This is a genomic window from Flavobacterium sp. XGLA_31 (genome assembly GCF_051547105.1).
Classification (GTDB): Bacteria; Bacteroidota; Bacteroidia; order Flavobacteriales; family Flavobacteriaceae; genus Flavobacterium.
The window spans coordinates 1-26,419 of sequence record NZ_JBPTTM010000002.1 but is presented as its reverse complement, the minus strand read 5'-3'; the positions used below and the strand labels follow the sequence as shown (position 1 = coordinate 26,419).

Annotated in this window: 23 protein-coding genes; 10 read left to right on the top strand and 13 right to left on the bottom strand. The window is 39.6% G+C overall.

The genetic code is table 11. From position 1 onward, the window contains the following. Positions 1–576, top strand: coding sequence for a YdeI/OmpD-associated family protein (locus tag ACSVH6_RS04060; protein ID WP_438075834.1), 576 nt, complete (start codon positions 1–3; stop codon positions 574–576). 69 nt (positions 577–645) lie between these two features. Continuing rightward, positions 646–1,845: an LETM1-related biofilm-associated protein gene (locus tag ACSVH6_RS04055; protein WP_438075832.1), complete on the top strand. Its 1,200-nt coding sequence runs from the start codon at positions 646–648 to the stop codon at positions 1,843–1,845. Positions 1,846–1,890: 45 nt separating this feature from the next. On the opposite strand, the gene ACSVH6_RS04050 is transcribed toward ACSVH6_RS04055, so the two are convergent. From ACSVH6_RS04050 to ACSVH6_RS04035, 4 genes are all read right to left on the bottom strand, one after another. Beyond that, on the bottom strand, positions 1,891–2,526 hold the full coding sequence (locus tag ACSVH6_RS04050) for a carbonic anhydrase family protein (RefSeq protein ID WP_438075830.1): 636 nt from the start codon (positions 2,524–2,526) through the stop codon (positions 1,891–1,893). A gap of 5 nt (positions 2,527–2,531) precedes the next feature. Beyond that, on the bottom strand, positions 2,532–4,127 hold the full coding sequence (locus ACSVH6_RS04045; RefSeq protein ID WP_438075828.1) for a SulP family inorganic anion transporter: 1,596 nt from the start codon (positions 4,125–4,127) through the stop codon (positions 2,532–2,534). Positions 4,128–4,190: 63 nt separating this feature from the next. Further along, entirely contained in the window at positions 4,191–4,448 is a 258-nt protein-coding gene (locus ACSVH6_RS04040) for a hypothetical protein (protein ID WP_438075826.1), read from the bottom strand. Positions 4,449–4,538: 90 nt separating this feature from the next. Next, positions 4,539–5,018 carry a Dps family protein gene (locus ACSVH6_RS04035; protein WP_438075824.1) on the bottom strand — a complete coding sequence of 160 codons (480 nt, stop codon included), beginning with the start codon at positions 5,016–5,018 and terminating at the stop codon, positions 4,539–4,541. A gap of 105 nt (positions 5,019–5,123) precedes the next feature. Here ACSVH6_RS04035 and ACSVH6_RS04030 point away from each other — a divergent pair, with 105 nt between their 5' ends. After that, positions 5,124–6,065: a LysR substrate-binding domain-containing protein gene (locus ACSVH6_RS04030; protein WP_438075822.1), complete on the top strand. Its 942-nt coding sequence runs from the start codon at positions 5,124–5,126 to the stop codon at positions 6,063–6,065. A 33-nt stretch (positions 6,066–6,098) separates the two neighbouring features. Here ACSVH6_RS04030 and ACSVH6_RS04025 read toward each other — a convergent pair whose 3' ends face one another. The 6 genes from ACSVH6_RS04025 to ACSVH6_RS04000 all read right to left on the bottom strand — a co-directional run bounded on the left by ACSVH6_RS04025 (position 6,099) and on the right by ACSVH6_RS04000 (position 8,709). Next, positions 6,099–6,293 (bottom strand): hypothetical protein, encoded by a 195-nt coding sequence (locus ACSVH6_RS04025; RefSeq protein WP_438075820.1) that lies wholly within the window; start codon positions 6,291–6,293, stop codon positions 6,099–6,101. Between the two features lie 149 nt (positions 6,294–6,442). After that, the gene (locus tag ACSVH6_RS04020) at positions 6,443–6,658 is read right to left on the bottom strand and encodes a hypothetical protein (protein ID WP_438075818.1); all 216 of its coding nucleotides are present in this window, start codon (positions 6,656–6,658) and stop codon (positions 6,443–6,445) included. Positions 6,659–6,763: 105 nt separating this feature from the next. Further along, positions 6,764–6,964 (bottom strand): hypothetical protein, encoded by a 201-nt coding sequence (locus tag ACSVH6_RS04015; RefSeq protein ID WP_438075816.1) that lies wholly within the window; start codon positions 6,962–6,964, stop codon positions 6,764–6,766. 125 nt (positions 6,965–7,089) lie between these two features. Next, the gene (gene mnmD / locus ACSVH6_RS04010; RefSeq protein ID WP_438075814.1) at positions 7,090–7,752 is read right to left on the bottom strand and encodes a tRNA (5-methylaminomethyl-2-thiouridine)(34)-methyltransferase MnmD; all 663 of its coding nucleotides are present in this window, start codon (positions 7,750–7,752) and stop codon (positions 7,090–7,092) included. Positions 7,753–7,755: 3 nt separating this feature from the next. Continuing rightward, a complete protein-coding gene (locus tag ACSVH6_RS04005; RefSeq protein ID WP_438075812.1) occupies positions 7,756–8,208 on the bottom strand; it encodes a hypothetical protein in 453 nt (150 codons plus the stop codon). 3 nt (positions 8,209–8,211) lie between these two features. Then, positions 8,212–8,709: a DUF4920 domain-containing protein gene (locus ACSVH6_RS04000; protein ID WP_438075810.1), complete on the bottom strand. Its 498-nt coding sequence runs from the start codon at positions 8,707–8,709 to the stop codon at positions 8,212–8,214. Positions 8,710–8,989: 280 nt separating this feature from the next. Here ACSVH6_RS04000 and ACSVH6_RS03995 point away from each other — a divergent pair, with 280 nt between their 5' ends. The 4 genes from ACSVH6_RS03995 (at position 8,990) to ACSVH6_RS03980 (ending at position 12,867) form a co-directional block, all read left to right on the top strand. Beyond that, positions 8,990–10,057 (top strand): branched-chain amino acid aminotransferase, encoded by a 1,068-nt coding sequence (locus ACSVH6_RS03995; protein WP_438075808.1) that lies wholly within the window; start codon positions 8,990–8,992, stop codon positions 10,055–10,057. Positions 10,058–10,167: 110 nt separating this feature from the next. Continuing rightward, positions 10,168–11,532, top strand: a complete 1,365-nt coding sequence (gene hemN, locus ACSVH6_RS03990; RefSeq protein WP_438075806.1) for an oxygen-independent coproporphyrinogen III oxidase — start codon at positions 10,168–10,170, stop codon at positions 11,530–11,532. A gap of 36 nt (positions 11,533–11,568) precedes the next feature. After that, positions 11,569–12,306 carry a sulfite exporter TauE/SafE family protein gene (locus ACSVH6_RS03985; protein WP_438075804.1) on the top strand — a complete coding sequence of 246 codons (738 nt, stop codon included), beginning with the start codon at positions 11,569–11,571 and terminating at the stop codon, positions 12,304–12,306. Between the two features lie 351 nt (positions 12,307–12,657). Beyond that, positions 12,658–12,867, top strand: coding sequence for a hypothetical protein (locus ACSVH6_RS03980; protein WP_438075802.1), 210 nt, complete (start codon positions 12,658–12,660; stop codon positions 12,865–12,867). 71 nt (positions 12,868–12,938) lie between these two features. Here the strand turns inward: ACSVH6_RS03980 and ACSVH6_RS03975 are convergent, their stop codons facing one another. Together ACSVH6_RS03975 and ACSVH6_RS03970 are read right to left on the bottom strand one after the other, a co-directional pair. Then, entirely contained in the window at positions 12,939–14,375 is a 1,437-nt protein-coding gene (locus tag ACSVH6_RS03975) for an MBOAT family O-acyltransferase (protein WP_438075800.1), read from the bottom strand. Positions 14,376–14,377: 2 nt separating this feature from the next. Next, positions 14,378–15,433 carry a hypothetical protein gene (locus ACSVH6_RS03970; protein WP_438075798.1) on the bottom strand — a complete coding sequence of 352 codons (1,056 nt, stop codon included), beginning with the start codon at positions 15,431–15,433 and terminating at the stop codon, positions 14,378–14,380. A 237-nt stretch (positions 15,434–15,670) separates the two neighbouring features. Between ACSVH6_RS03970 and ACSVH6_RS03965 the strand changes: the two genes are divergently transcribed. Next, positions 15,671–16,678: a hypothetical protein gene (locus tag ACSVH6_RS03965; protein ID WP_438075796.1), complete on the top strand. Its 1,008-nt coding sequence runs from the start codon at positions 15,671–15,673 to the stop codon at positions 16,676–16,678. Between the two features lie 77 nt (positions 16,679–16,755). Here ACSVH6_RS03965 and ACSVH6_RS03960 read toward each other — a convergent pair whose 3' ends face one another. Then, the gene (locus ACSVH6_RS03960) at positions 16,756–19,272 is read right to left on the bottom strand and encodes a T9SS sorting signal type C domain-containing protein (protein ID WP_438075794.1); all 2,517 of its coding nucleotides are present in this window, start codon (positions 19,270–19,272) and stop codon (positions 16,756–16,758) included. Positions 19,273–19,679: 407 nt separating this feature from the next. On the opposite strand from ACSVH6_RS03960, the gene ACSVH6_RS03955 reads away from it, so the two are divergent. Together ACSVH6_RS03955 and ACSVH6_RS03950 are read left to right on the top strand one after the other, a co-directional pair. Further along, positions 19,680–20,162, top strand: a complete 483-nt coding sequence (locus ACSVH6_RS03955; protein ID WP_438075792.1) for a hypothetical protein — start codon at positions 19,680–19,682, stop codon at positions 20,160–20,162. An 11-nt stretch (positions 20,163–20,173) separates the two neighbouring features. Then, a partial coding sequence (locus ACSVH6_RS03950; RefSeq protein WP_438075790.1) for an Ig-like domain-containing protein occupies positions 20,174–26,419 on the top strand: 6,246 nt, incomplete at its 3' end.

Below are 26,419 nucleotides of genomic sequence, written 5' to 3'. Positions count from 1 at the left end.
TTGGAAGACAAAGAACACTTATACTTCAAAAATGCTGCGGAATGGCGTGAATGGTTGCATGACAACCATCACGTTTCCAAAGGTGTATACCTGATTTTTTATCGTGTGGACAGCCAATACGAAAGCATGCGCTGGGAAGAGGCTGTACAAGTAGCCATTTGTTACGGTTGGATTGATTCTACCGTAAAACGACTGGACGACGAGAGAAGAAAGCAGATGTTTACTCCAAGAAAAGACAAAAGTGTTTGGAGCAAACTCAATAAAACTTATATTGAAAAACTCATAGCCGAAGACCTGATGCATGAAAGCGGTTTGCGTAAAATTGAAATCGCCAAGCAAAATGGTTCGTGGGAATCGCTCGACCATGTGGAAGACTTAGTAGTACCGAAAGACTTAGAAGTAGAATTTCTCAAAAATAAAACAGCTTACGACAACTATACCAATTTTAGCAAAACCTATCGAAAAAGTTATCTGTATTGGTTAAACCAAGCCAAACGCCCTGAAACAAGGGCTATTCGAATAGCCGAAATCGTCAAACTGTGTGAACAGAACATCAAGACTCGCGGCACCTTTTAAATTTGGTAACAGATTCATTACGCTTGCCTCACAAAAATAATTTAGTTTTGCGATACAAAATTTCGTAATATGATTAACCCTTCGGTTCACGGTTGGATTGATAAATTTTTTGCTGAACAGCAACCTCTCTCCCGTCATTTTTATGTGGAGGAACTTTCCTTCTACACCGCAACCCGAAATACAGGGTTTATCTTTGGACACATCATCGACTTTGATACTGAAATTGCACTTGATAATCAGGATTGGCTTCCTGAGGAAATTTCCAAAATAGGTATGCTCAACACGCTTTTTCAAATGTATCGTTTGACAAAGCAAAGTAATGATTATGGCGATTTCATCAATGAATCCGTAGCGTTTTATAATTTGCTTACACCAAAAGGGTTCAATCCGTTGCAAAAAATGCTAGCCGGTAGCTCTCCATCAAGCAAGCTGGAAAAAATAATACACGACCGGGTGCAGACCAACGAAGATTTGTTCAGCAAAAACTTTTCGCATGTCATCACCAATGCATTGCTTTTCATAGATATTCTGGCTTTCAAACAATATTTAGACAAAGGGTCGTTGCCCGAAAAATACTTTAATCGCATCGAAGAAATTGTAATTAGCGTGGTTTCACTTTCTCTAAAGACCAAAACGGGCATTTCAATTCATGATGAATTATTGCAAAAATTGTTTGAATCTTCGGTTCGTTACAATAAATTCTCCGGCAAAAGTTTTGCCACACTTGACGATTTGGATTTGAATTACCTGCAAAACGATTTGGAAAAATACTATGTCATCGACTTAGCCGGCATTAGTTTATGGAGTGATGAAAAAGTAGAAAACGAAGAACGTTATTTTTTATATAAATTGGGAGAAAAGCTTGCCATTCCTGATAGTTTTGTTTTGGAAAGCATTGTATTTGTGAATAGTTTTATTTCGAAACACAAAGCAGAAATACCCTATTTCAATTATTCTAACCCAGTTAAGAATTTCTATGATCAAACAACGGATAGTGTCGTAGTTTTAATTAAACGAAATAAAAACCGCTTCCTGAAAGAAATCACCGAAAGTAAAGAGCTAATGCAACTGTTGGCCAAATCAACTCACAAAGAACTGGACAAAGACGAAAAGAAAAAAATCAAAAACCAGTTGCTAGACATTTGTAAAACAGTACCGTCATTAACCATTTTTCTTTTGCCCGGCGGCAGCTTACTATTGCCTATTTTGATTAAATTCATTCCAAAATTGTTGCCTTCAGCTTTTAACGAAAATGAAGAACGAACATAAAAAAAGTCGCCCGAAAGCGACTTTTTTCTTTTATAATCAAATTCTCTACTCGTGGAGTAATTCTTTTAAAAACTCAACCTCTCCGGTTTCTACATCGTAATACCCACCAGCAAAACCAATTTCACCGTTATTAAACATTTCGTTCAGTACTTCGCTACGCTTTAAGATTTCGTCCATGGTGTGAATTACATTGAAATGGGCCACTTCTTCAATGAACTCAGTCGATGAATTATCAGCGGCTCCCTTAGCTGAAACCTCGTGGATGGCAGGCTTAATCTTGGCGAGCAAACCGGTCAGATTACCCAATTCTACTCCGGCACATGCGCCTTTTATAGCACCGCATTTACTGTGTCCCAACACCATTACCAGTTTAGAACCGGCTACTTTACAGGCAAATTCCATACTACCTATAATATCATCGTTTAGGATATTGCCGGCAATCCTCACGCTGAAAACATCTCCAAGCCCCTGATCAAAAATTAATTCCGCCGAGGTGCGGCTGTCAATGCAACTCAGAATAATGGCAAAAGGCCACTGCCCATTTTTGGTATCATTGACTTGTTCAAGAAGGTTACGATTCACCTTAAGGTTATTCATAAATCGTTTGTTCCCTTCTTTTAAAAATTGCAGGGCTTTATAGGGAGTTACCGAAGCTTGTGTTTCTAATGTATGTGCTTTCATTTTTTTTATTTATGTTCTACAAAAATGTGTTTTTCTTCTTCGCCGGTGTTTACCAAATCATAAGACTTTTTAAAACCAACTAATTTAACTTTAATGTTTTCGTCTTTAGCACGAATCTTTTTAAATTCTTTTATCAAATCCAATACATCGTGCGAGATATAGACTGTATCTGAGGCATCAATAACTACTTTCGAATTCTCGGGAATGCTCATTAAAGTGGTCTTTATGGCAGCTTTGTTTAAAAAAGAAACCTCCTGAGCCAAATCGATATGGATGATGTCTCCTTCTTTATATTCTTCTTTACGGAAGAAATAAGCCCGTTTCATATTGCCTTTGAGTACAAAAATAACACTGATTATCATACCAAGCGCAACACCTTTAAGTAAATCGGTAAAAACTACGGCTAAAAAAGTAGCTATAAACGGAGCAAATTGGTATTTCCCTTTTTCCCAAAAATGCAGTATAGTCTTAGGGTTGGCTAATTTATACCCCACCAACAGTAAAACAGCCGCTAAAGTGGCTAACGGGATTTTATTCAAAATTGCCGGTATTACCAATACACTTAATAATAAAAGTCCTCCGTGAATAATGGTTGACATCTTGGACTTCGCGCCGGCATTGTGGTTAGCTGAAGTTCTTACCACCACTGATGTCATGGGCAAACCTCCTAAAAGCGAACTCATTATGTTCCCAATCCCTTGAGCCTTCAACTCTAAATTGGTATTGGTATATCGCTTTTGAGTATCCATACGATCTGCCGCTTCAATACATAAAAGTGTTTCTATTGAAGCTACCACGGCTATGGTCAGGGCGACAATCCAAACCTTACTATTACCAATAGCTGTAAAATCAGGAGTTATTATAATGCTTTGGAACTCTGCCAAAGTAGTTGGTACCGGTAAATTTACCAAATGCTCTTTGCCAACAGCTAAACTAATTCCTGACCGAATAAAAAACTCATTCAAAAGCACGCTCATAATCACGGCAACTAAAGCGGCAGGAACCAATTTTAGTTTTTGGAGAAAACCAATTTTAGTCCAAGTTATAAGGATTGCTAGAGAAAGAACCGTAATGATTACAGAGCCCAACTGAATGTGATTCAATACGGAAAACAATTCGGAAAAGGTGTTTTGTCCATCGGCTTGCAGAAATGATAAATCCCCCACATAATCGGGATCGTATCCAAAGGCGTGTGGAATTTGTTTTAAAAAGATGATTACGCCTATTCCGGCTAACATCCCTTCAATCACATTAGTTGGGAAATAATTGGAAATAGAACCCGCTTTGATAAACCCCAGTGCCAACTGAATCAAACCGGCCAATAAAACGGCCAAAAGAAAAATGTTGAAACCTCCTAAATCGCTTATAGCCGTTAATACTATAGCTGTTAAACCTGCAGCCGGGCCGGAAACACTTAGGTGAGACTGACTCAAATAGCCAACAACTATTCCGCCAACAACACCGGCAATAATTCCGGAAAATAAGGGTGCCCCGCTTGCCAAGGCGATGCCGAGACACAGTGGCAGGGCCACGAGGAAAACCACTAAACCTGAAGCAAAATCAGATTTGAGGTTTGCCAAAAGATTGATTTTTTTTGTCATACCTGTCAATTAATTTAATACATAAAAAGTTGTTTCACTCAGGTGAAACAAAGTAAGAATGCATTAAACCAACTCCGGTGGCGGGGAGAAAATAGTAGCGAAAACATTATCGTGTTTGGATAAGTTTTCAAAGGTAATTTTTGGATTTTTTAATTGGCTCCAATCACAGAATACTAAGTGATAATCCTCCTTAAGATTGGCTTTAATCTCTTTTATATTTTTATGAATTTCTTCTTCAGAAAAACTGTAAAATACAGAAACATCTGTTTGCTTTTTTATCAAAGTCACTACTGTGGGAGTCGACAAAAAAGTAACAAACAAGATTAATAATATACCTGAAAGAAACCTCATGCCGCAAAAATAGCCATTCAAAGAAAAAAGAATAGCTATTTCTTAAATTTTAACAATAGTTTATATTTCCTGATCCATCCAGGCACTCAACATCCAAATGGTTTTTTCTTGTTCAACAATAAAGTCACTCATCATGGAGTTAGTCCCTTCATCATTAATCTCACCTGATTGTGACAGTATAATCCTTTCTATCTGTAGTAATTGCGTCAGTGAGTTTAAAATTAAAGTGATAGCCTCCTCGTCATTGTGTATGTTTTTACCAATGCTGAGTTTATTGTTTTTCATGTAGTCCTCAAAAGTATGCAATGGAGTTCCTCCCAATGTTAACACTCGTTCCGCTATTAAATCAATTTTTAGCTGACTATCGTTGTATAATTCTTCAAATTTTAGGTGTAAATCAAAGAATCGCTTTCCTCTGATATTCCAATGTAATCCTCTCAAATTTTGGTAATATACCTGAAAATTAGCTAACAATATGTTGAGCTCAGCGGCTAAAACTTCGGTTTCTTTTTTGGGCAATCCCAAGCTATTCATTTTCATGTTAAGGGTAGTTTATATTTAACTACACAAAGCTAAAAAATAATGAACCAATGCATTATAAGTTAAATTGATAGTTTTTATATTTGCATCAAATTTTACTATAAAATGACTATAACCCAACTTAAATATGTTTTGGCCGTAGCCGAACACAAAAATTTCACATTAGCAGCCGAAAAATGTTTTGTGACGCAACCCACTTTGAGTATGCAAATACAAAAGATTGAAGAAGAACTCGCTGTCCAGATATTTGATCGAACCAAAAAGCCCATACAGTTAACTGAGATTGGCCAAAAGATAGTGAATCAATCCAAAAATATCGTCAATGAAGCGGACAGAATTCAGGACATTGTTGACCAACAAAAGGGCTTCATCGGTGGTGAATTCAGATTGGGAATCATCCCAACCATTATGCCTACTTTACTTCCCATGTTTTTAAATAATTTCATCAAAAAATACCCAAAGGTGAAATTGGTTATTGAAGAACTGAATACCAATGAAATTATTGAAAAACTGAAAAACGGTCATTTAGATGCGGCCATTGCAGCCACTCCACTGGAAGAAGAAAAGATAAAAGAGATTGTTTTGTATTTTGAACCATTTGTGGCATATATCCCTGAAAATCACCAAGCTTTTCAGAAAAAAGAAATAGAAGTGGATGATTTGAATATTGATGAAATCTTATTACTACAAGACGGACACTGTTTCAGAGATGGAATTCTGAATCTGTGTAAAACCCAGAATCAAAATGAAAAAAGCCATTTTCAAATTGAAAGTGGAAGCTTTGAAACCTTAATCAAATTAGCCGACGAAGGCTTAGGCACTACACTGCTTCCCTACCTCCATACTTTGGATTTAAGTGAAAAAAATCAATTAAAACTAAAGCATTTTGCAGAACCAAAACCAGCCCGAGAAGTGAGTTTAATTTTTCCGAAAAATGAACTGAAAATTCACATTATTGATGCACTAAGAAGCACTATAGCCGGCGTTATAAAAGGAGCGATTACGTTTCAGAATGTCCAAATTATAAGTCCATTACAAAAAAAATAAGGAGCTGTTGCACCAACTCCTTATTTCTTTCTGTTAACTAACTACAGATAAACATTGCTTCAGTTCAGGATGTTCGGTCGTGAAGTATTGAAGCCATTTTTTTAATTGTTCGACCTCATAAGGCAGTAAATTTTTTACTGCTTTTTTTAATTCTTTGGCAAAAAGAACCGGATCGAAGCTCACTCTTTCGAGTACCGATTTCGTGTAATCATAAATCATTCTAGGCATGGTGGTTAAGATTTGGGGTTATCTTACTGTAAGAACGTTTAGTAAATGTAAAACAAAAAAACTTTTGCAGCAATAAAATTTTATAAAAAATATCGTTAAATAGCATTTTTAATCGATAAAAGGTTTAAAAATGTATTTTTTTTAAAGTTTTAACTTACTAAAATATTTTTATCTAAAAATTCCCAAAGCCATTTTTGCAGTTCAGGCTTATCTGCAGTAAAATAATATAACCAATTGATAAGATTTTCCTTTTCGTGGGGCAACAGGGTTTTTGAGGCTCTGACTAATTCTTTCACAAAAAGGTCTTTATCATGACATACCCTCACTATGGAGGATTTAGTATAATCATAAATCATGCGTCCCATAACAGTGAAAATTAAAAGTGATACAGTTATATTTACAGAACAAGAACTGATTTAGTTTCCCTACTGATTAAAATAAAAAAGGAGCCTTTTAAGCTCCTTTTAGTTTTATTGATTATTAATACGCAACATGCAATGCTGCAATTCCGGCTTTTCTTTTGTAAATTGAAGAAGCCAAGATGTTAGTTCTTCTAATTCGTAAGGCAATAAGACCTTACATGCTTTTTCGAGTTCTTTGGCAAACAGATTGACATCAAAACTTACTCTTTTCAACACAGACTTGGTGTAGTCTAACATCGATTTAGACATAGAAAAGTTAATTTATTGGTTAGTATTATGGTGTAAGAACGAATTTGTTATTTCAAAAATAGCCAATATTTTTTTTCGGGAAATGAAAAGAAACGTTAAATATAATCTTTAAAAATGTTAAAGTTTTAAATGTCTTTAACAGCGCGCAACATTTCTCTTTTACCCGGAGCACCAGGTAGTTTTTTTACAGAAAATCCTGCCGCTAACATCGCATTCTTAATTGAAGTGCGACAAGCATAAGTAACTAAAACCCCTTTGTTTTTGAGAGCTTTATACATTGCCGCAAATAGTTCTTCCGACCACAATTCAGGCTGGACACGAAAACCAAAAGCATCAAAATAAATTAAATCAAAAGCTTCTTCATCTCTTATTTCCTGGAATAATTGTTTACGTTTGGTTAAACTAAAATTATCAGACAGCCTGTTTTTTTGTTCCCAAGGACATTCATGTAATTGCTCAAAAAGAGTACTGTTAGATGCATCTATTTCCTGAGAGTAATTCATTTGCAGGGCTTCTTCCTTAGAAACAGGATATGCCTCTACTCCAACGTAGTCTATTGTTTGATTGTGTTTCTTAGCTTCCAGATAAGTAATGAAACTGTTTAAGCCTGTTCCAAAACCTATTTCTAAAACAGAAATGGGTTTTCCTTCAAAAAGTGAAAACCCATTTTTTATAAATACATGGTAAGCTTCCTGAACAGCACCGTGTTTGGAATGATAACTTTCGTTCCACTCTGGTAAATATATGGTGGTGGAACCATCATTGGTTTGAATAATCTCCCTTTTCAAAAGTTATTCGATGTAAAGTTTTTTAATTCTTGGTATAGGACCGCCACATTTTTGTTGATGGCATTGAATGCAGGCATCCACCCCATTGTTAAAATGTTCTTTTGCGTTTTTCGGATCTTTATAAATTAACTCTTGTGCTTTGATAAACTTAGCCGCCTGTTCTTTAAAAAAGGCATCATTATCGGCCTCATCCGTCATTACCGCTTTGTGAATTTTCATAAAGTGTTGCGGAAACTTTCCGATGGTATCTCCCTTTTTGATACGCTCTTTGAGCCGTTGGTTATCCACATACATTTGTTCCATCAATGCTGCCATTTCGGACATTTGATACATTTCAAGCTTCTTCCCTTTATCAGCGGAGCATTCTTTTTTTTCCGGTTTGGCTGCCTTTGGTGCTTCTTTCTTTTGGCAGGAAAAAAGACCCAAAACCAAAACCAATACAATGGCTTTTTTCATTGCTTAGGATTTTTTGATGTACACTCCCGAAGCTTCAAAAGAATAAGTCACTTCCGGTTTGGTGATTTTGGCAATTTCAGCAGCCGATTTACCAGCATCTTTCGCATAATGCTTCAATTCGTCAACTGAAACAACATCTACAAATGCTTTTCCGTTAACGATGGCTTGGCTGTTATCGGCATTCAGAGGCACGAAGAAACCATAGTCTTTAAATTTTACAAATGATTCACCATCACCCGCCAATTCCATTTTCATCCAGCACCCTTTCTTTTTGCAAACCGCTTTAATATTGGATACAAATTGTACTACGATAGTATCTCCTTTTTTAAGGTTTTTGTATTTTTTCATCATCTCGGCTTTGGTCAAAACTTTGCCTACTTTAAACTTATCTCCAAATAGTGCGTAATCTTTGATATCAAAAGCTTTGGCTTTGTTTTGCGCTGTTATCGTAAACCCGACAAACAGTACCATTGCCGCTGTAAAAAGTTTGATTTTATTCATAAGTATTGTTTTTTTAAGTGTGATACAAAAGTAAACAGTTTAACAAATACACCTAAAATAATGTCAAGTATTTTAATCGTTTTTTAATAAATCATCGAATGCAGAACACTTCTGATTTAGTATTCGAAAAAAATGTTCATTATTTGTGGGGCTTGCAAAAGGCAACTATATTTTTATTAGTTTTACAGAAACAACAACACAATACTAATTTTTGGGATAGTTTTTATAAAAAATTGATTATCAGCAACCTAATTACTATCCAAATAAAACCTTAACGTAAATGACATCAAACAATACCCACGAAATCGATATAATTAGAGCTAATTCATCCAAAATTAATGAAGTCGATTTTGAAAATCTTGCTTTTGGTAACGTTTTTACAGATCACATGTTGGTATGTGATTTCAAAGACGGTCAATGGCAAAAACCTGTCATTAAGCCTTACGAACCCTTTTTGATTGATCCATCGGCTAAAGTATTTCACTATGGTCAGGCCATTTTTGAGGGAATGAAAGCCTATAAGGACGAAAATGATGATGTGTGGTTGTTTCGTCCGGATCAAAACTTAGATCGTTTCAATAAATCTGCTGTGCGAATGGCTATGCCTGAAGTACCTGAAAACATTTTTATTGATGGTTTGAAAACCATTGTAAACATGGAACGTGCATGGGTAAAGAAAGGTTTAGGTAACACCTTATATATTCGTCCGTTTATGATTGCAATTGGCTCGGGAGTTATTGCACAACCTTCTACTCAATATCGCTTTATGATTATTCTCTCTCCTGCCCGTTCTTATTATTCGGGTGAAGTGAAGGTGATTATTGCGGAGCATTACAGCCGAGCTGCTAATGGTGGTATTGGTGCAGCCAAAGCGGCCGGAAATTATTCTGCCCAATTTTATCCTCAGAAACTGGCACAGGAACAGGGATTCCAACAAATTATTTGGACCGATGACGCTACGCATACCAAATTAGAAGAAGCCGGGACGATGAATGTTTTTTTCCGAATCAATGATACTCTCTATACTGCTCCTGTGAGTGAGCGAATTTTGGACGGTGTTACCCGTAAAAGCTTAATTGAATTAGCTAAACGTGAAGGCATTAAAGTGGAAGAGCGCTCTGTTTTGGTTGACGAATTAGTAGCGGCTGCTAAAGACGGTAGTTTGAAAGAAATCTTTGGTGCCGGGACAGCTGCAGTGGTTAGTCCTATTGTAGGGTTCCAATATCAGGAACATTATTATGAGCTTCCTAAAGTTGCGGATTCTGTTGCGCTTCAATTGAAAGACAAATTGACTAAAATTCAATACAAACTGGCTGAAGACACCTTTGGCTGGACAGTAAAAATTTAAAATGATTACTTCACGAAAATCCTCCACCCGGAGGATTTTTTCGTTATATGACAATTGTCATTTTTATTCAACTGATGCGAGGCTACCTTTGGCCCTACAAACATATAGGTATGTCCATTTCATTAGTACAAAAATATAACGTTCCCGGTCCGAGATACACCAGTTATCCGACGGTTCCTTATTGGGACGAGCGTACTTTTACGATTGACCTTTGGAAAGAAACGTTTATTCGAAGTTTTACGGAAAGTAATGCTTCTGAAGGTATCAGCCTTTATATTCATTTGCCATTTTGCGAAAGCCTGTGCACTTTTTGCGGCTGTCATAAACGCATTACGAAGCGACACGAGGTAGAGCATCCTTATATTGATGCTGTTTTAAAAGAATGGCAACTGTATTGTGATTTATTTCCGGAGAAACCTATTATCAAGGAGATTCATCTTGGAGGCGGTACCCCGACTTTCTTTTCTCCTGACAATCTGGAGCGATTGATTCATGGTATTCTGAGTCGGGCGGAAAAAGCCGAAGGTTACGAATTTAGTTTTGAAGGTCATCCGAACAACACCACCCGAGTGCATTTGCAAACCTTGTATGATTTGGGTTTCAGACGGGTTAGTTTTGGTGTTCAGGATTATTCAGATAAGGTACAGACAGCCATTCATCGTATTCAGCCTTTTCACAACGTGGCCAAGGTTACTTTTTGGGCCAAAGAAATTGGTTATACCTCTATTTCACACGATTTGGTTTTTGGATTGCCATTTCAGACTTTGGATAACATTATTGATACCATTGAAAAAACAAATTCGCTATCGCCTGACCGCTTAGCGTTTTACAGTTATGCCCATGTGCCTTGGATTAAAGGGAATGGGCAGCGCGGTTTTAAAGATGAGGACGTTCCTAAGGATGATGCCAAACGCAAACTGTACGAAGTGGGAAAAGAACTATTGGCTGAGATGGGCTATCACGAAATTGGGATGGATCATTTTGCCTTGAAAGAAGATGCGATGTATACTGCTTTTACCGAAGGGAAATTGCACCGTAATTTTATGGGATATACGGCATCCAAAACCCGATTGATGATTGGGTTGGGTGTCTCTTCTATCAGTGACAGCTGGTATGCCTTTGCGCAAAATGAAAAAGAACTTGAAACCTATTACGCTCGTTTAAATCAAGACGAATTACCTGTGTTCAGAGGGCATGTATTAACCCAGGAAGACTTAATTATCCGCCAACATATACTCAATTTAATGTGCCAGTTCCATACTTCTTGGGGTAATAATGTCCTTTATTTTAAAGATTTGCCGGAAGTTTTGGAGCAACTGACCGAAATGGAGCACGACGCGTTACTTATCCTAACGCCGGATTCGATAACGGTCACGGAAAAAGGGAAACCCTTTGTGCGCAATATTTGTATGGCCTTTGATTTGCGATTAAAACGCAATGTTCCTAAAAATCAGTTGTTTTCGATGACGGTTTAGTTATTTTAGTATCTTTAAATCCTCTAAAATAACACTTTGGATCATCTCCTTTATTTCATGTTGTTGGCGCTGCTAGCCGAAATTCTGGGCACTGTAGGAGGCTTTGGCTCTTCGTTGTTTTTTATTCCTATTGCGAGTTATTTTCTTGACTTTCATTCTGTGTTGGGGGTTACTGCTTTGTTTCATGTATCGAGCAACATCACCAAAATTGGTTTTTTTCATAAAGGTTTTGACAAAAAGCTAGCGATTAGTCTGGGGATACCCGCTGTTGTATTTGTGATACTCGGGGCTTTGCTGAGTAAATTTATAGAGGCTAAATGGCTGGAGATGGGACTGTCGGTATTTCTGATTGGGTTGAGCCTGTTTTTTCTTATTTTCAAGACGATTGTCATTCAACCCACCGCGTTTAATAGTGTGAGTGGCGGTATTGTTTCGGGGTTTATTGCCGGATTACTGGGTACGGGTGGTGCCTTCAGGGGGATGACCCTGGCGGCCTTTAATTTGAAAATGGAAGTATTTATTGCGACCTCAGCGATTATCGATTTGGCCATTGACAGCAGCCGAAGCGTTGTGTACGGGCTGAATGGTTTTATTCACCAAGACGATTTGTATCTTATTCCTATCCTATTGGTGGTAAGCATTATTGGAACTTATATTGGTAAAAAAATATTGAAACGCGTTTCGGAAGAACAGTTTAAGCAGACTGTTTTGGTGCTTATTCTTATTACCGGTATTATCACGGCGGTTCGGGTGGCGACGAGCTGGCAAAGCTAGTTGTTGCCGAAGATTTTGAGATTTTAGGTTACCCATGCGATTTCAGGCGTTACCCATACGATTTCAGAGCGTGCCCATGTCGTTTCAGACGGTACACATAGGATTTCAGAGCGTGCCCGTGTCGTTTCAGGCGTTACCCATACGATTTCAGAGCGTGCCCGTGTCGTTTCAGGCGTTACCCATACGATTTCAGACCGTACCCGTGCTGTTTCAGAGGTCAACCATTCTATTTCAGACGGTACCCATAGGATTTCAGCCGTTACTCATATTAGTTTAGCCATTACTCATGCTTGTTTAGCCATTACTCATGTTAGTTTAGCCGTTACTCATGCTTGTTTAGCCATTACTCATGTGAGTTTAGGCATTACTCATGCTTGTTTAGCCGTTACTCATGCCAGTTTAGCCATTACTCATGCTTGTTTAGCCGTTACTCATGCCAGTTTAGCCATTACTCATGCCTGTTTAGCCGTTACTCATGCCAGTTTAGCCATTACTCATGCCAGTTTAGCCGTTACTCAAGTGAGTTTAGGTGTCACAGCCCCTAATCACGATGGACTTTGAGTGCAGACAGCCCATAAAAAAAGAGGCGCTAACCCAAAAACGCCTCTTTGCTTTTCAATTTAATACCTAACTCAAAATTGAAAATAAATAAAAGAACTGCCGCTTTCCTGGGCGAAAATAATGGCGAGCAGTAAAAAAGACCATACAATCCCCAGCCAAATCCAGGAGATTTTGTAGGCTACCTCTAACACTTTTGTATTGCGCATCATCCAATGAAAAACGAGAATCAGTGGTATGATGACGGCTACTTTGGCTATGGCCAAAGTGGTGAGCAATGCTTTGTCACTGCATACATATCCTGACATGGATTGGAGCATTTGCCATGATTTTGCAAAGGTGTCTGAACGGAAAAAGACCCAGGTAACGTTGACCAGCATAAAGGTGAGGAAGGCATAGCAAAAGCCCACCCAGTTGCTGTTTTCATCGACAATGCCCTTGGGGTTGTCAATTTTTTTGCGGTCTTTAAAAAACTTTTCAACCCAAAGGTATATTCCGTGTAGTCCGCCCCAGGCGACGAAGGTCCAATTGGCCCCGTGCCACAAACCTCCTAATAACATGGTCATCATTAAGGCAAAATAGGTTCGGGCTTTTCCATGGCGGTTGCCTCCCAATGGTATGTATAAATAATCGCGGAGCCAGCTGGAAAGTGTGATATGCCAACGGCGCCAGAAGTCGGAAAAACCAATGGCGGCGTATGGGTAATTGAAGTTTTGAGGAAGCACAAAGCCCAAACACATGGCGACTCCAATGGCGCATGTTGAGTAGCCCGCGAAGTCCAGAAAGATTTGTCCGGAGAAGGCAAAAACGCCTACCCAGGCATCGAGCATGGGCAACGCTTCTTTGGCATCAAATACGGCATCGGCGGTATCGGCCAGCATGCTATCTGCTAACACTACTTTCATAAACAGTCCCAGTGTGAGCAAAAGCAATCCGTCTATTATTTGTTTGCTGTTGGCTCTTCTTTCTGTTTCAAACTGAGGGACCAACTGAGGCGGACGAACGATGGGACCTGCTACCAGATGCGGGAAGAAAGTAACGAATAAAGAGAAGTCGAGCATGGATTTAACCGGTTCGCTTCGTTTTTTATACATGTCAATGGTGTAGCACAAAGTGGTAAACGTATAAAAGGAAATTCCAGCGGGCAGAATAATACTTGGCGTAGCCGGGTGGTAATTTAATCCCACCAGATGACAGAGGGAAACAAAATTTTCGAGCAGGAAGGTTCCGTATTTGAAGAAACAAAGCATGCCGAGATTTCCGATTAGACTGATGACCAGCAGCAGTTTCTTTTTATGAGGATTCTCCTGAGTGTAGAGGGCACGTCCGACGAAGAAATCAACTACTGTGGAAAGCCAAAGGAGTAAAATAAAAGGGGGATTCCAAGCGGCATAAAAGATATAACTGGCTATGAGCAGGTTTATTTTTTTGGTGCGCCATGAGAATGGCAAGTTGTGCAGCAAAAAAATCAGTATAAAAAAGACAATAAAAGTGTACGAGTTAAATACCATGGCTATACTTTTTCGGGGTTTGTATTTTGCAAAAACTCAAAACCTTTTTGCAGGAGCAACAGACGGTAGAATTCGCGGGTAAACAAAACCGCGTCGGATCTTTTGAGATGAGAAAACTCAGGACATTCAAAGTGGTTCAGGGCAGGATAATCCATAAAATGAATACCGGGACAATCGGTAACTTTTAAGAGTCTGTCCCAAAACTTATCTCTCGGAAAGGCGCCATTTTCTCCCTGAAGGTAGGGCCCGCTTGATGGGGTACGCACAAAAACTATTTGCCCTCCCCTGGCCTTGATTTTGTCGACATCGGTTTTTACCGCTTGGAATATTGCTTCATAAACCTCGGGTGGCATGGGCGGAGCACTTTGTGCCATTTTAGCAAAAAAGGCCCATATCCCTTTTACCTGATTGCATTGGGCAGGATCATTCACGAAACGGTCGCTCATGTATGCCTGACGGCCAAAAGTATTGTGTTGAAACTCCAAGGGAAATACAGGCATCATAAAAACACCCGGGCGACTCTTAAGCTGTAGTGCATCAAGGTGGGCATTGATGGAGAAAAAATCCTGATTCAGAAAGACGAATCGGGACTCCACCATTTTATTAATCTCAAAACTGGCCCGTTGTGCCGGTGTTCGGTCATAATAATACTTGAGGTTTTCATTGGGTGTTTTCATAAACGGTGGTGCCATTGAAAAGAACAGACCTTCGGTCACATCTATCACCAGTTTTCCTTTGAAGTTAGGATCATTGGCTAAATCCGTCAGAACCGGGCGTGGACAACTTCCTTCCATGGCCAGCTGAATGGCTTTGACCTTGGTGAGTTGTTTCCAGGTGGGACGGTCTAAATCGTATTTGATTCGGGAAGAGCCAATGAAAATTATCTTTTGGTCTGATTCGCCATAGACTTGTGCTCTTTTGTCTGACCACAAGGGTGGGCCATCATCATAGTCTACAGTAACTCCTTTGTTTCTCAGGTAGCCTTCATATCCCAGGACTACCCCGACTACAATAACAAGCATTACCATAGCCGATTTGAAAAGTGTTTTTTCATTCATAAAACAATACAATTGGTTAGGAAAACGGAACAATCCTAATCAAACGGGGACTTTGACTTCAGGCGGATTTACTCATATCTGTCTCAAATTTAACCAATTAATGATTTGCAGAACTGTACCCCTCTTTTTATTTATTAACCAATTCCTTGTTAATAAGTCGGTTATGCTTTTGAACATCCCAAAATACGGATGTATGTGAGATTGCTAATCTTTCGTTACATTAGCTAAAAAAAGGATATGTTGTCAAAACAATTGGAATTAACAAACGAGCAAACTTCGCCCCTATTGAGAATCATGTGGGTGCAAAACCAAAACGAACCCCACCGGCGGCATTTTGAGAATAATATTTGTGCTTTTCATATTGGTAACGGTTTGATACTCTCGGTGGCGCACAATCTGAAAGCAGAGGCTAAAATTTTCAAATCAATTGACCAGTCTTTGTTTGCCGAAGCTATTTTACCTTATCTGAATTCGGTACAAGCTCAATTATTTGAGACCTGTTTTCCGTTGGACGTTACCACCAACAAGCGCTATTGGAGCAGCAACAATCCAAACGACTATCAGCATGTCATCGAGATTTTGAGAGGGATTCATTTTGACACGCGTTGGATTACGCTTACCGAAAAACAAATGGCTAAACCGCATCTGATTATACAATTCAAGAACCCTTTGTTTTATAATGATGAAGCGCTGACCGGACATTTCACATCGGCGAATTCTTTTCCGGAACCCGGTATCGGCCGACATACTTTTTTAGTAGAAGTGGAATTGGCAGAAGCTTTTTACAGCGAAGACATTGCTTTGTATAAAATTGTAAATACACCTGACGAAGTTATTCAGGCTATCCCGAGTATTGCTGTTGATTTTACTGTTTTAAACGACAATCAGGAACGGTTTTACTGTTTGCAAAGCTCACCTACCAGTGAAATTGGGAAACTCCTTAACAAAGCCAGTATTGAAGGGTTTACCGATCATTTCAGTTATTTTCAAGACCGCATTGGTGGTAATTATACAATGGAAGGATTGCGTTATCTTATTAAGGGATATTTTCGTTTTGGTTCTTCCGGTGCTCCCTATGTTTGTTTTGATGCCGAAAGTCAAACTTTTAAAGTCAACGCTGTTCAGAGTGAGGCTTGTCCTATCCAACTTTCTATTGACAACAAGCGAGACGGTAATTTTCAATATGTAAATGCTATTGCTTCTCCTTTGTCTATTATACAAGACAAGTTAGCCCAATACCTCTAGTGTTTCGAAAATCATATCTAAAAAAAAACCATCACTTTTAAGGGTGATGGCAGTTGATTATGATAACAGGGTTAATGTTAGTTGATCAACGTTTTTTTGATGACAGTGACATTATTTTCTAATGTTATTTTTACTAAAACTACCTGGGTAGTTGTGCTGATATTACCGGTTTGGAAATTGTTTGTGCTTAATCCGTTTTGAGCGTACAATTGTTTTCCTAAGATATCGAATACTTCAACCGCTTTTACCGGAGATGCATCAGAAAGAATGTTCAATTGTTGGTGGTTGTTTACCACAATCACTGAAGCATCATAATCAGGAGTAACAGTTCCTAAAGCTGTATTGGTAAAACGCAATTCGAAACGATCTTCGAAAGTACCGCTAACTGTTGAAAAAGTAAAGTTACCTTCTTTTATATCGTGATAGATATTGGTTACTTTATCTAATATATAAATATTCTGATTGTCAAATAACCCGTCATAGTTTTCCAAGTTGATGGTTAGTTCACCATTTAGCGTAGTGCTGTATGCAATAGGAATTACGTCTGTATCTGTAAACGGCAAGCTTTTTCCCTGAATTGATAAATCATAGTTATCTACTTTGGTATAGATGCCCACACTGTTTCCTACCGGCAATGTTTTACCGTCAAACATAGAATCAAATCCATTAGTAGCACCTTGAACGTAACCCACTAACATTTCGTTGTATGCTCCTTGACTGTTGCTTAATGACAACCAAATTCTGTGTTTTTCCAAACCTTGGTTTGAAGCCGCATTATTCGTTTTGAAGAATTGTGTATTGTTACCTGTTAAGCGCATTGAATTTTTAAATGTGGCTGTATAGGTTCCGTTAGCTTTTGCTGTATTGGCTTCGATGAAAAACCCTTGACCTGCTCCTATTTTATTGGTAGGCACTGCACCGCCTGACACTGCAGCAGAAGCTGTTTTTACCCCTCCTGTATTGTTGTATTTTGCATAATCGTTAACTGTGTAGACATTGTTAGTCATCGATGTATGGTGCGTCCAAAGATAGATTGTACCATTTACAACTGCTGAATTTGCAGCATCTGTAAGGAATAAATCGATATCTATTGCTGATGGGTAAGGATTTCCTATAAGGTTGTATCCACCGGCAGCACTTTTAATAATAGAGGTGTTAATCACTCCATTGTTAGGTACCCCTGTGAAGAACGTTTGCAGAATATTAGCCGAACCGAAATCGTCCGGAGTACTTCCTATGTATCCAACTCCCGGAGTCATGGTCGCGGAACCGTATTGATATACCCAGTTGTTTATGCTTGGATTAAATGAATAGAAGACTGAATTCGTTACTAATTGGCTTAGGGTAGCATTAGCAACCGGAGACGACCAATAGGTGTAATCGTATAATTTCAATGGCGAAGTCATTCTTTTATAGGTAATGTTTCCAGTGTTGACTGCTGCATCATTGGTTTGTACCAAACTGGCAGAGTCATCGAATGTTATAGAACCACTTCCGGTTACTTTTATATCATTGGTTAAGATTAAAGAGTCGCCCGAATTGAAAACTACATTACCGGCAGTTACCATACATGAACATCCGCTAATATTACCGGTAGAAGCATAATCTCCTGAAAACACTAATTTTTGTGAACCTGTGGGAGCACCAGCTGACCATACATTTCCATCCCAAGTATTGGTAGACTGTGTTAGGGTAACCGTAGTAGCGGCTGAAATACATCCTGATGAATTTTTAGCGGTAACACTGTATGTTCCGGCAGCCAAAGATGTGAAAACCCCTGTAGTATTAGTATAGGTCAATCCATTGATGCTGTATTTCATTCCGGTTCCTGTAGGTGCTGTAATCGTAATAGACCCATTAGCCGTACAACCCGGTTGTGTAGTAGTTACGGTTGGTGTTGCTGTTGATACTCCGGTATTCACTGTCACCGTAATCTCGGCAATCATAATTGTACCGTTCGCCGATTTCATTTTCACTTGGTATACCCCACCGTTCGTATTTGTTGCCACAAGGCTGTATGTTGAAGCAGAAGCATAAGCGGTTGCGGTTAATCCGGGTCCTGACCAAGAATACGTATACGGACCACCACTTGGCGGAGGAGTAGCTGAAAGGTTGATTGCATTTCCACTACAAACCGGAGAATTAGAAGTCAAACTTCCGGTTCCTCCTAAATTAACCAAGGTATCAAAAGTAACATCTGCACCGGAACCTCCGTTACAGGTTGCCAACAAATTGGTTCCTACATAAATACGTTCAGAAGCATTACAAGATCCTCCAACTAAAGTTCCGCCATTAGTAAACGTCATGGATGAACCATCACCAAGGTATAGTCTGTTATTTCCGGATGAAAAGTCAAGAGAAGCATTATTAACAATTACCTGAATTGCTCCAAGACAAGTTAAGTCTAAAGTAGCATTCATACTTAATGTTATTGGAGTAGTCCCATTACCTATAGTAAGGATACCGTTGCAAGCTGATAAAGGGGCTGTTCCGCAAGTCAAAGCACTTGCATTGGTTGAAGCAGTAATGGTACACTGCGCATAACCAATTAAAGACAGAAATACAAAAATGACTGAAAGTAAAATTTTTTTCATATAGTATTTTTTTGTGTAGGTTACTAAGTTTGGGGCTTAATCTTCGACAAAGTTAGAGTCCGATTTTATTACACTCTAATTATTTCGATATACAACTAAAAAAAACTATGAACTGCATTATTTGGCAAAATTATCACTGAAATTTTGCTTATTATCAACATTTTTTCAATGTTATTAACAATATTTATCAAGCTCAAAAAAACCTATAAACTCAATAAAAACAAGACTTTACGACAGAAATATATGCTAAAAAATGATTTTTTGTTAACAAAACAACATTTCAACCCGATAAAAAAGCATTTCATCGGAAGAATTGAAAAGCTTATGTAAATCAACCTTTTATTATTTGGAAATTTAATCTTCAATTCGTTACATTTGATTTAAGATTTTTTTAACATATTAAATACGTGAGCCTAAAACATCTGCTTTCTTCTGTACTCTTTCGACAATGCCAGATGGTCTTGTTGTGTCTTGTTGTGTTTTACGGACATGAAGCAACGGCTCAATACCATCATATCTATTATGTAAACGACACTGCAGTTAGTGGTGATATTTACACTATTGCTATAGGCAATGACGCGAATGATGGACTTTCATCCAAAACTCCATTATTGAGTATTACTATTGCTTATCAAAAAGCCAATCAGGGAGACACTATTTATGTAGATACCGGACGTTATGCAGAGCTTGACATCAATGGGATTTTGCTCATTGAAAATAAAAAGAAAATTACATTTATTGTTGCCGGGAAAAAAGACGAAATCCTGTCTAAGAAACCGTTTCCTACCGATGAAAAAGTAACTCCTTCCATCTTTTATATCGTAAACGACAAGCCTGTTGAACGGGAAGTGTATTTACAACATGAACAAAGCAAATTAAAAGGTCATTAAAGAACTTCAAAATGAAAAAATTTCTCATTTGCGTATGTTTCATTTTGATCTGTATTGGTCATCCGACGGCTCTTTTTGCACAACCGGCTAATGATAATTGTAGTGCTGCTATTCCCATTACTGTAGGAAACGGAAGTTGTAATTCGATTCTTTACACTAATGTTGCTGCAACCAGTTCAGGAGATCCCGCCACACCTTCCTGTTGGTCACCCAACAGTCTGAACAACACTGTATGGTTTAGTTTTGTTGCCACAACTGCCGACATCGAATTATCAACTAATTTTGGAGGAACCCTAGCCAATACCCAACTGGCTGTTTACAGTGGAAGTTGCGGTTCGTTAACTCAAATAGCTTGTCAGGAGGATATAAATACAGCAGGGAATTTATTTCATACTGATATCATCTTACATGGTTTAACCATAGGTAACACCTATTACATGATGGTAGATGGTAACGGCAATACCACCGGAACCTTTGGAATTTGTGCACAGGAAGCATTACCATTGGGTCCTGTGTTACCTGTACAAGACTGTACAACAGCCCAAACGCTCTGCAATCTGAATAATATTACTGTTCCGAATGGTACCGGAGGTGTGGGGCTCAATCAGGAGAATCCTTCTTGTTTTGGCTCTCCGGGTGAACGCTCATCGAGTTGGTATACCTTTACGGCCGGAACTTCAGGAACATTGGCTTTTACAATAACTCCTACATCGACTATCGATTATGATTTTGCCATATTCAATACTTCAACAAGTTGCCCGGGAACCGAAATTTCTTGTAATTGGAGTGGAACCACCGGAGCAGCCGGAACGACCGGATTAGGATGCTCAGGACCACAATGTAATCCAACACTGACCGTGACTGCAGGACAAACATATACCATACTTGTAGATCGGTTTACAGCGACTTCCTCGGCAGGATTTACCTTGGATTTTACGGGAACAACTGCAACCGTGGCCAGTCCGAATCCTACGTTTACAGCGACAACCGTTTGCGTTGGGACAGCCACACAATTTACCAATACCACTAACGGGAATTATACCTATAACTGGAATTTTGGAGATTCGACTACTTCCAATTTGGAAAATCCGAGCCATACTTATGCAACAGCAGGAACCTATACCGTAACATTGCTGGTAACTGCTGTGCCCGGTGGATGTCAAAATGCAATTACCCAAACTGTAACCGTTAACCCGATTCCGACAGTTGATGCCGGAACAGCAGGTACAATTTGTTCAGGTAATTGTATTACACTCAGCGGAACTACCAATGCTGTGGGTTCGGTGGCACCTGTTTCATTCACGAATTCCACCTCTTATGCTATTCCGGATAATAGCACCACGGGGGTATATTCTCCTATTACCGTCAGTGGTATTTCTCCTGCTGTTATTGGTTCCAGTTCAATTGCTTCCGTCTGTTTGAATATAGCTCATGCTTGGGATGAAGATTTAGACATTTTTTTACAATGCCCGGATGGTACCCGAATCCAGCTTTCTACTGACAACGGAACGTCTAACGACAATTATACCGGAACTTGCTTTACAACATCGGCAGCTACTTCAATCACCAGCGGAACGCCTCCTTTCACAGGTACATATCAACCCGAAGATCCTTTTAGTTCACTAAATGGTTGTACCGCTAACGGAACATGGCAGCTTTTTGTCAGAGATGATGCCAGCTTAATCTCAGGTAATATTATCGATTGGACCATTACTTTTAATAATAATGTCCCTCCATTTTCATGGTCGCCAACTACGTCCATGACAAATTCTACTACATTGACCCCTACGGTATGTCCTACTTCTACAACAACTTATACACTTACGGCAAATAATGGTATTGGCTGTACCGCTACAGATACTGTAACCGTAAATGTAAATACCAATGTCACTCCTACTTTTACGGCCATACCTCCAATTTGTTCAGGAGCTGCCATATCTCCGTTGCCTACCACTTCGACTAATGGTATTACGGGAACTTGGGCACCGGCTTTAAATAATACTGCAACCACCACGTATACGTTTACCCCAACAGCAGGACAATGCGCAATTCCAACCACATTAACGATTACTGTAACACCCAATGTAACTCCAACATTTACTGCAGTTTCGCCCATTTGTTCAGGTGCAGCTTTATCTCCTTTACCGACTACTTCAAACAATGGAATAACAGGAACTTGGGCACCGGCACTCAATAATACCACAACAACGACCTACACGTTTACCCCAACAATAGGACAATGTGCCACCACTACCACATTAACTATCGTTGTCAATCCAAATATCACACCAACATTTACAGCTGTAACACCTATTTGTTCAGGCGGAATTTTATCGCCCTTACCTACCACCTCAAACAATGGCATCACAGGAACTTGGGCTCCGGCACTAAATAACACTTCAACTACGACTTATACGTTTACACCAACAGCCGGACAATGTGCGGTTTCAACCACTTTAATCATAACGGTTAACCCAAATATTACACCAACATTCACCCCAATAAGTCCAATTTGTTCGGGAGGAACTTTATCGGCTTTGCCAACCAACTCCAATAATGGTATTACAGGAACTTGGACGCCGGCTTTGAACAACACAACAACCACAACATATACCTTTACACCAACTGCGGGACAATGTGCGACAAATACAACATTAACCATTACCGTAAATCCTAATCCGACTATATCAGGGCTTTTGACTTTTTGTAACGGAAGTACTTCACAACTTAGTGGTTCCGGAACACCGGCAATTGTAAATCCATGGACTTCTTCTAATACTGCTGTAGCTATAGTTAATTCAACAGGATTAGTAACCGGCCTCTCTAACGGAACAACTACCATAACTTACACCGATAACAACGGGTGTTTCGCTACAGTGACAGTAACCATTGCCACTAATATTACACCGACATTTGCTGCAATAAATCCAATTTGCTTTGGGGGAACTTTAGCTCCCATACCCACTACTTCTGTTAATGGTATTATTGGCACTTGGTCACCAGCATTAAACAACACAGCCACTACTACCTATACTTTTACACCTAACGCAGGACAATGTGCTACTACTACAACTTTAACGATTACCGTAAATCCCAACATAACTCCTACTTTCACAGCTGTAACTCCTGTTTGTTCCGGTGGATCATTATCAGCCTTGCCAACAACTTCAAATAATGGATTTACCGGGACTTGGTCTCCGGCTTTGGATAATACTACCACTACTACCTATACTTTTACACCTAATCCGGGTCAGTGTGCAACTGCAACAACTCTAACTGTTACAGTCAATCCGAATATCACACCGACCTTTACCGCCGTCGCCCCAATTTGTTCAGGCGGAACCTTAACTGCTCTGCCTACCACATCAAACAATGGATTTACCGGCACCTGGTCACCGGCACTGAATAACACCACTACCACCACGTATACCTTTACACCAACTGCAGGTCAATGTGCAACGACAACAACTTTGAGTATCAATGTAACCGCCAATATCACACCTACATTTACAGCTGTGGCTCCTATTTGCTCCGGCGGTTCTTTATCTGCTTTACCAACACTTTCAAACAATGGCTTTACAGGAACCTGGGCTCCGGCTTTGAATAACACCACAACCACCACGTATACTTTTACACCAACTGCGGGACAATGCGCAACGACTGCAACTTTAACCATTACCGTCAATTCAAACATTACTCCAACATTTACAGCCATGGCTCCGATTTGTTCCGGGGGTACTTTAGCCGCTTTGCCGACTACTTCCAATAATGGATTTACCGGAACTTGGTCTCCGGCATTGAATAACTCCGCAACCACGATTTATACTTTTACACCAAATGCAGGACAGTGTGCTACTACCACGACTCTAACCATTACGGTGAATCCGAATATTACTCCAACCTTTACGGCAGTAGCTCCGATTTGTTCCGGAACCGTTTTAGCGCCTTTACCAACAACTTCTAACAATGGATTTACCGGAACTTGGTCACCTACTCTGAATAACACCGCGACTGCTACTTATACTTTTACTCCAACAGCCGGTCAATGCGCCACAAACACAACATTAACGATTACTGTAAATCCAAATCCAACCATCAACGGTTCATTAACTTTTTGCAATGGAAGTTTTTCTCAACTCAACGGTTCGGGTGTTCCTGCGGCTGTAAACCCTTGGATTTCTTCAAATACAACCGTAGCAACTGTTGATAATACCGGACTGGTTATGGGCATCTCTAATGGAACAGCCATTATAACATATACTGATACGAATGGATGTCTGACAACAGCAACCGTAAATATTGCTACCAACATCACTCCATTATTTACAACAATAACGCCTATTTGTTCGGGAGGTACATTATCCGCTTTACCATCAACTTCAAATAATAGCATTACCGGTTCATGGTTACCGCCTTTGGATAATACAATCACAACAACCTATACCTTCACACCAAATACAGGACAGTGCGCTCTACCAACTACTTTGACCATTACGGTGAATCCGAATATAACCCCAACATTTAACGCAGTAGGTCCTATTTGTACCGGTACAGCCTTATCTCCTTTACCAACAGTATCTAATGAAGGTATTACAGGTTCTTGGACACCAGCACTCAACAACACCACTACCACCACGTACACCTTCACACCAACAGCCGGACAATGCGCCACCACTACCACATTAACTATAACGGTGAATTCTAAAATAGCACCGACTTTTACTGCGGTTCCCCCTATCTGTTCAGGGGCTGTATTATCTCCTTTACCAACTACTTCCAACAATGGGTATACCGGAACCTGGTCGCCTGCACTGAATAATACTGCTACGACCACATACACATTTACGCCGACACCAGGACAATGTGCCAACAATAAAAATTTAACTATTACAGTAAACCCGAACATAACCCCAACGTTTACTGCTGTAGCACCAATTTGTGCTGGAACTATTTTAGCACCTTTGCCAACAACTTCCAATAATGGATTTACCGGAACTTGGTCACCGGCTTTGAATAATACAACCACCACAACCTATATTTTTACACCGAACGCAGGACAATGTGCCACCACTACCACATTAACGATTACTGTCAATCCAAATATAACTCCGACCTTTACTGCTGTCACACCAATTTGTTCGGGAGCTGCTTTAGCCTCTTTGTCAACCATATCAAATAATGGATTTACAGGGACTTGGTCACCTGCTTTAGATAACACAGCCACCACAACCTATACTTTTATACCAAGCGCAGGACAGTGTGCTACTACTACAACCCTAACCATTACGGTGAATCCGAATATAACTCCAACCTTTACGGCCGTAGCACCAATTTGTTCGGGAGTAGCTTTAGCTCCTTTACCAACTACTTCCAATAATGGGTTTACGGGAAGCTGGTCGCCGGCTTTGGATAACACTTCCTCAACAACTTATACATTCACACCAACCGCAGGACAGTGTGCTACCACAACAACTTTAACAATTATTATAAATATGAAGCCGTCCATTAGCGGTACATTAACGTTGTGTAATGGCAGCTTTTCCCAACTTACCGGTTCGGGAATTCCCGCAACAATTGATCCTTGGATTTCTTCAGATACTTCCATTGCCATGGTAGATTCGACTGGTTTAATAACTGGAGTTTCAAATGGTACAACTTCAATAACTTATACTGATAACAACGGATGTTTTGTAAAGGCAACTGTTAACATTGCCACTAATATCTTACCGACCTTTACAGCTGTAGCACCAATTTGTTCGGGAGCGGCTTTAGCACCTTTACCAACTACATCTAATAATGGATTTAGCGGAAGTTGGTCACCAGTATTGGATAATACAACCACCACAACCTATACTTTCACCCCAAGCGCGGGACAGTGTGCCACTACCACGACCCTAACCATTACGGTGAATCCGAATATAATTCCAACCTTTACGGCCATCGCTCCGATTTGTTCAGGAACTGCTTTAGCTCCTTTGCCAACCATTTCAAACAATGGATATAGCGGAACTTGGTCTCCGGCTTTGGACAATACAGCCACCACAACCTATACTTTCACCCCAAGCGCGGGACAGTGTGCCACTACCACGACCCTAACCATTACGGTGAATCCGAACATAACTCCATCCTTTACGTTCGTAGCACCAATTTGTTCGGGAGGAACTTTAGCTGCTTTGTCAACCACTTCCAACAATGGATTTAGCGGAAGTTGGTCACCAGTATTGGATAATACAACCACCACAACCTATACTTTCACT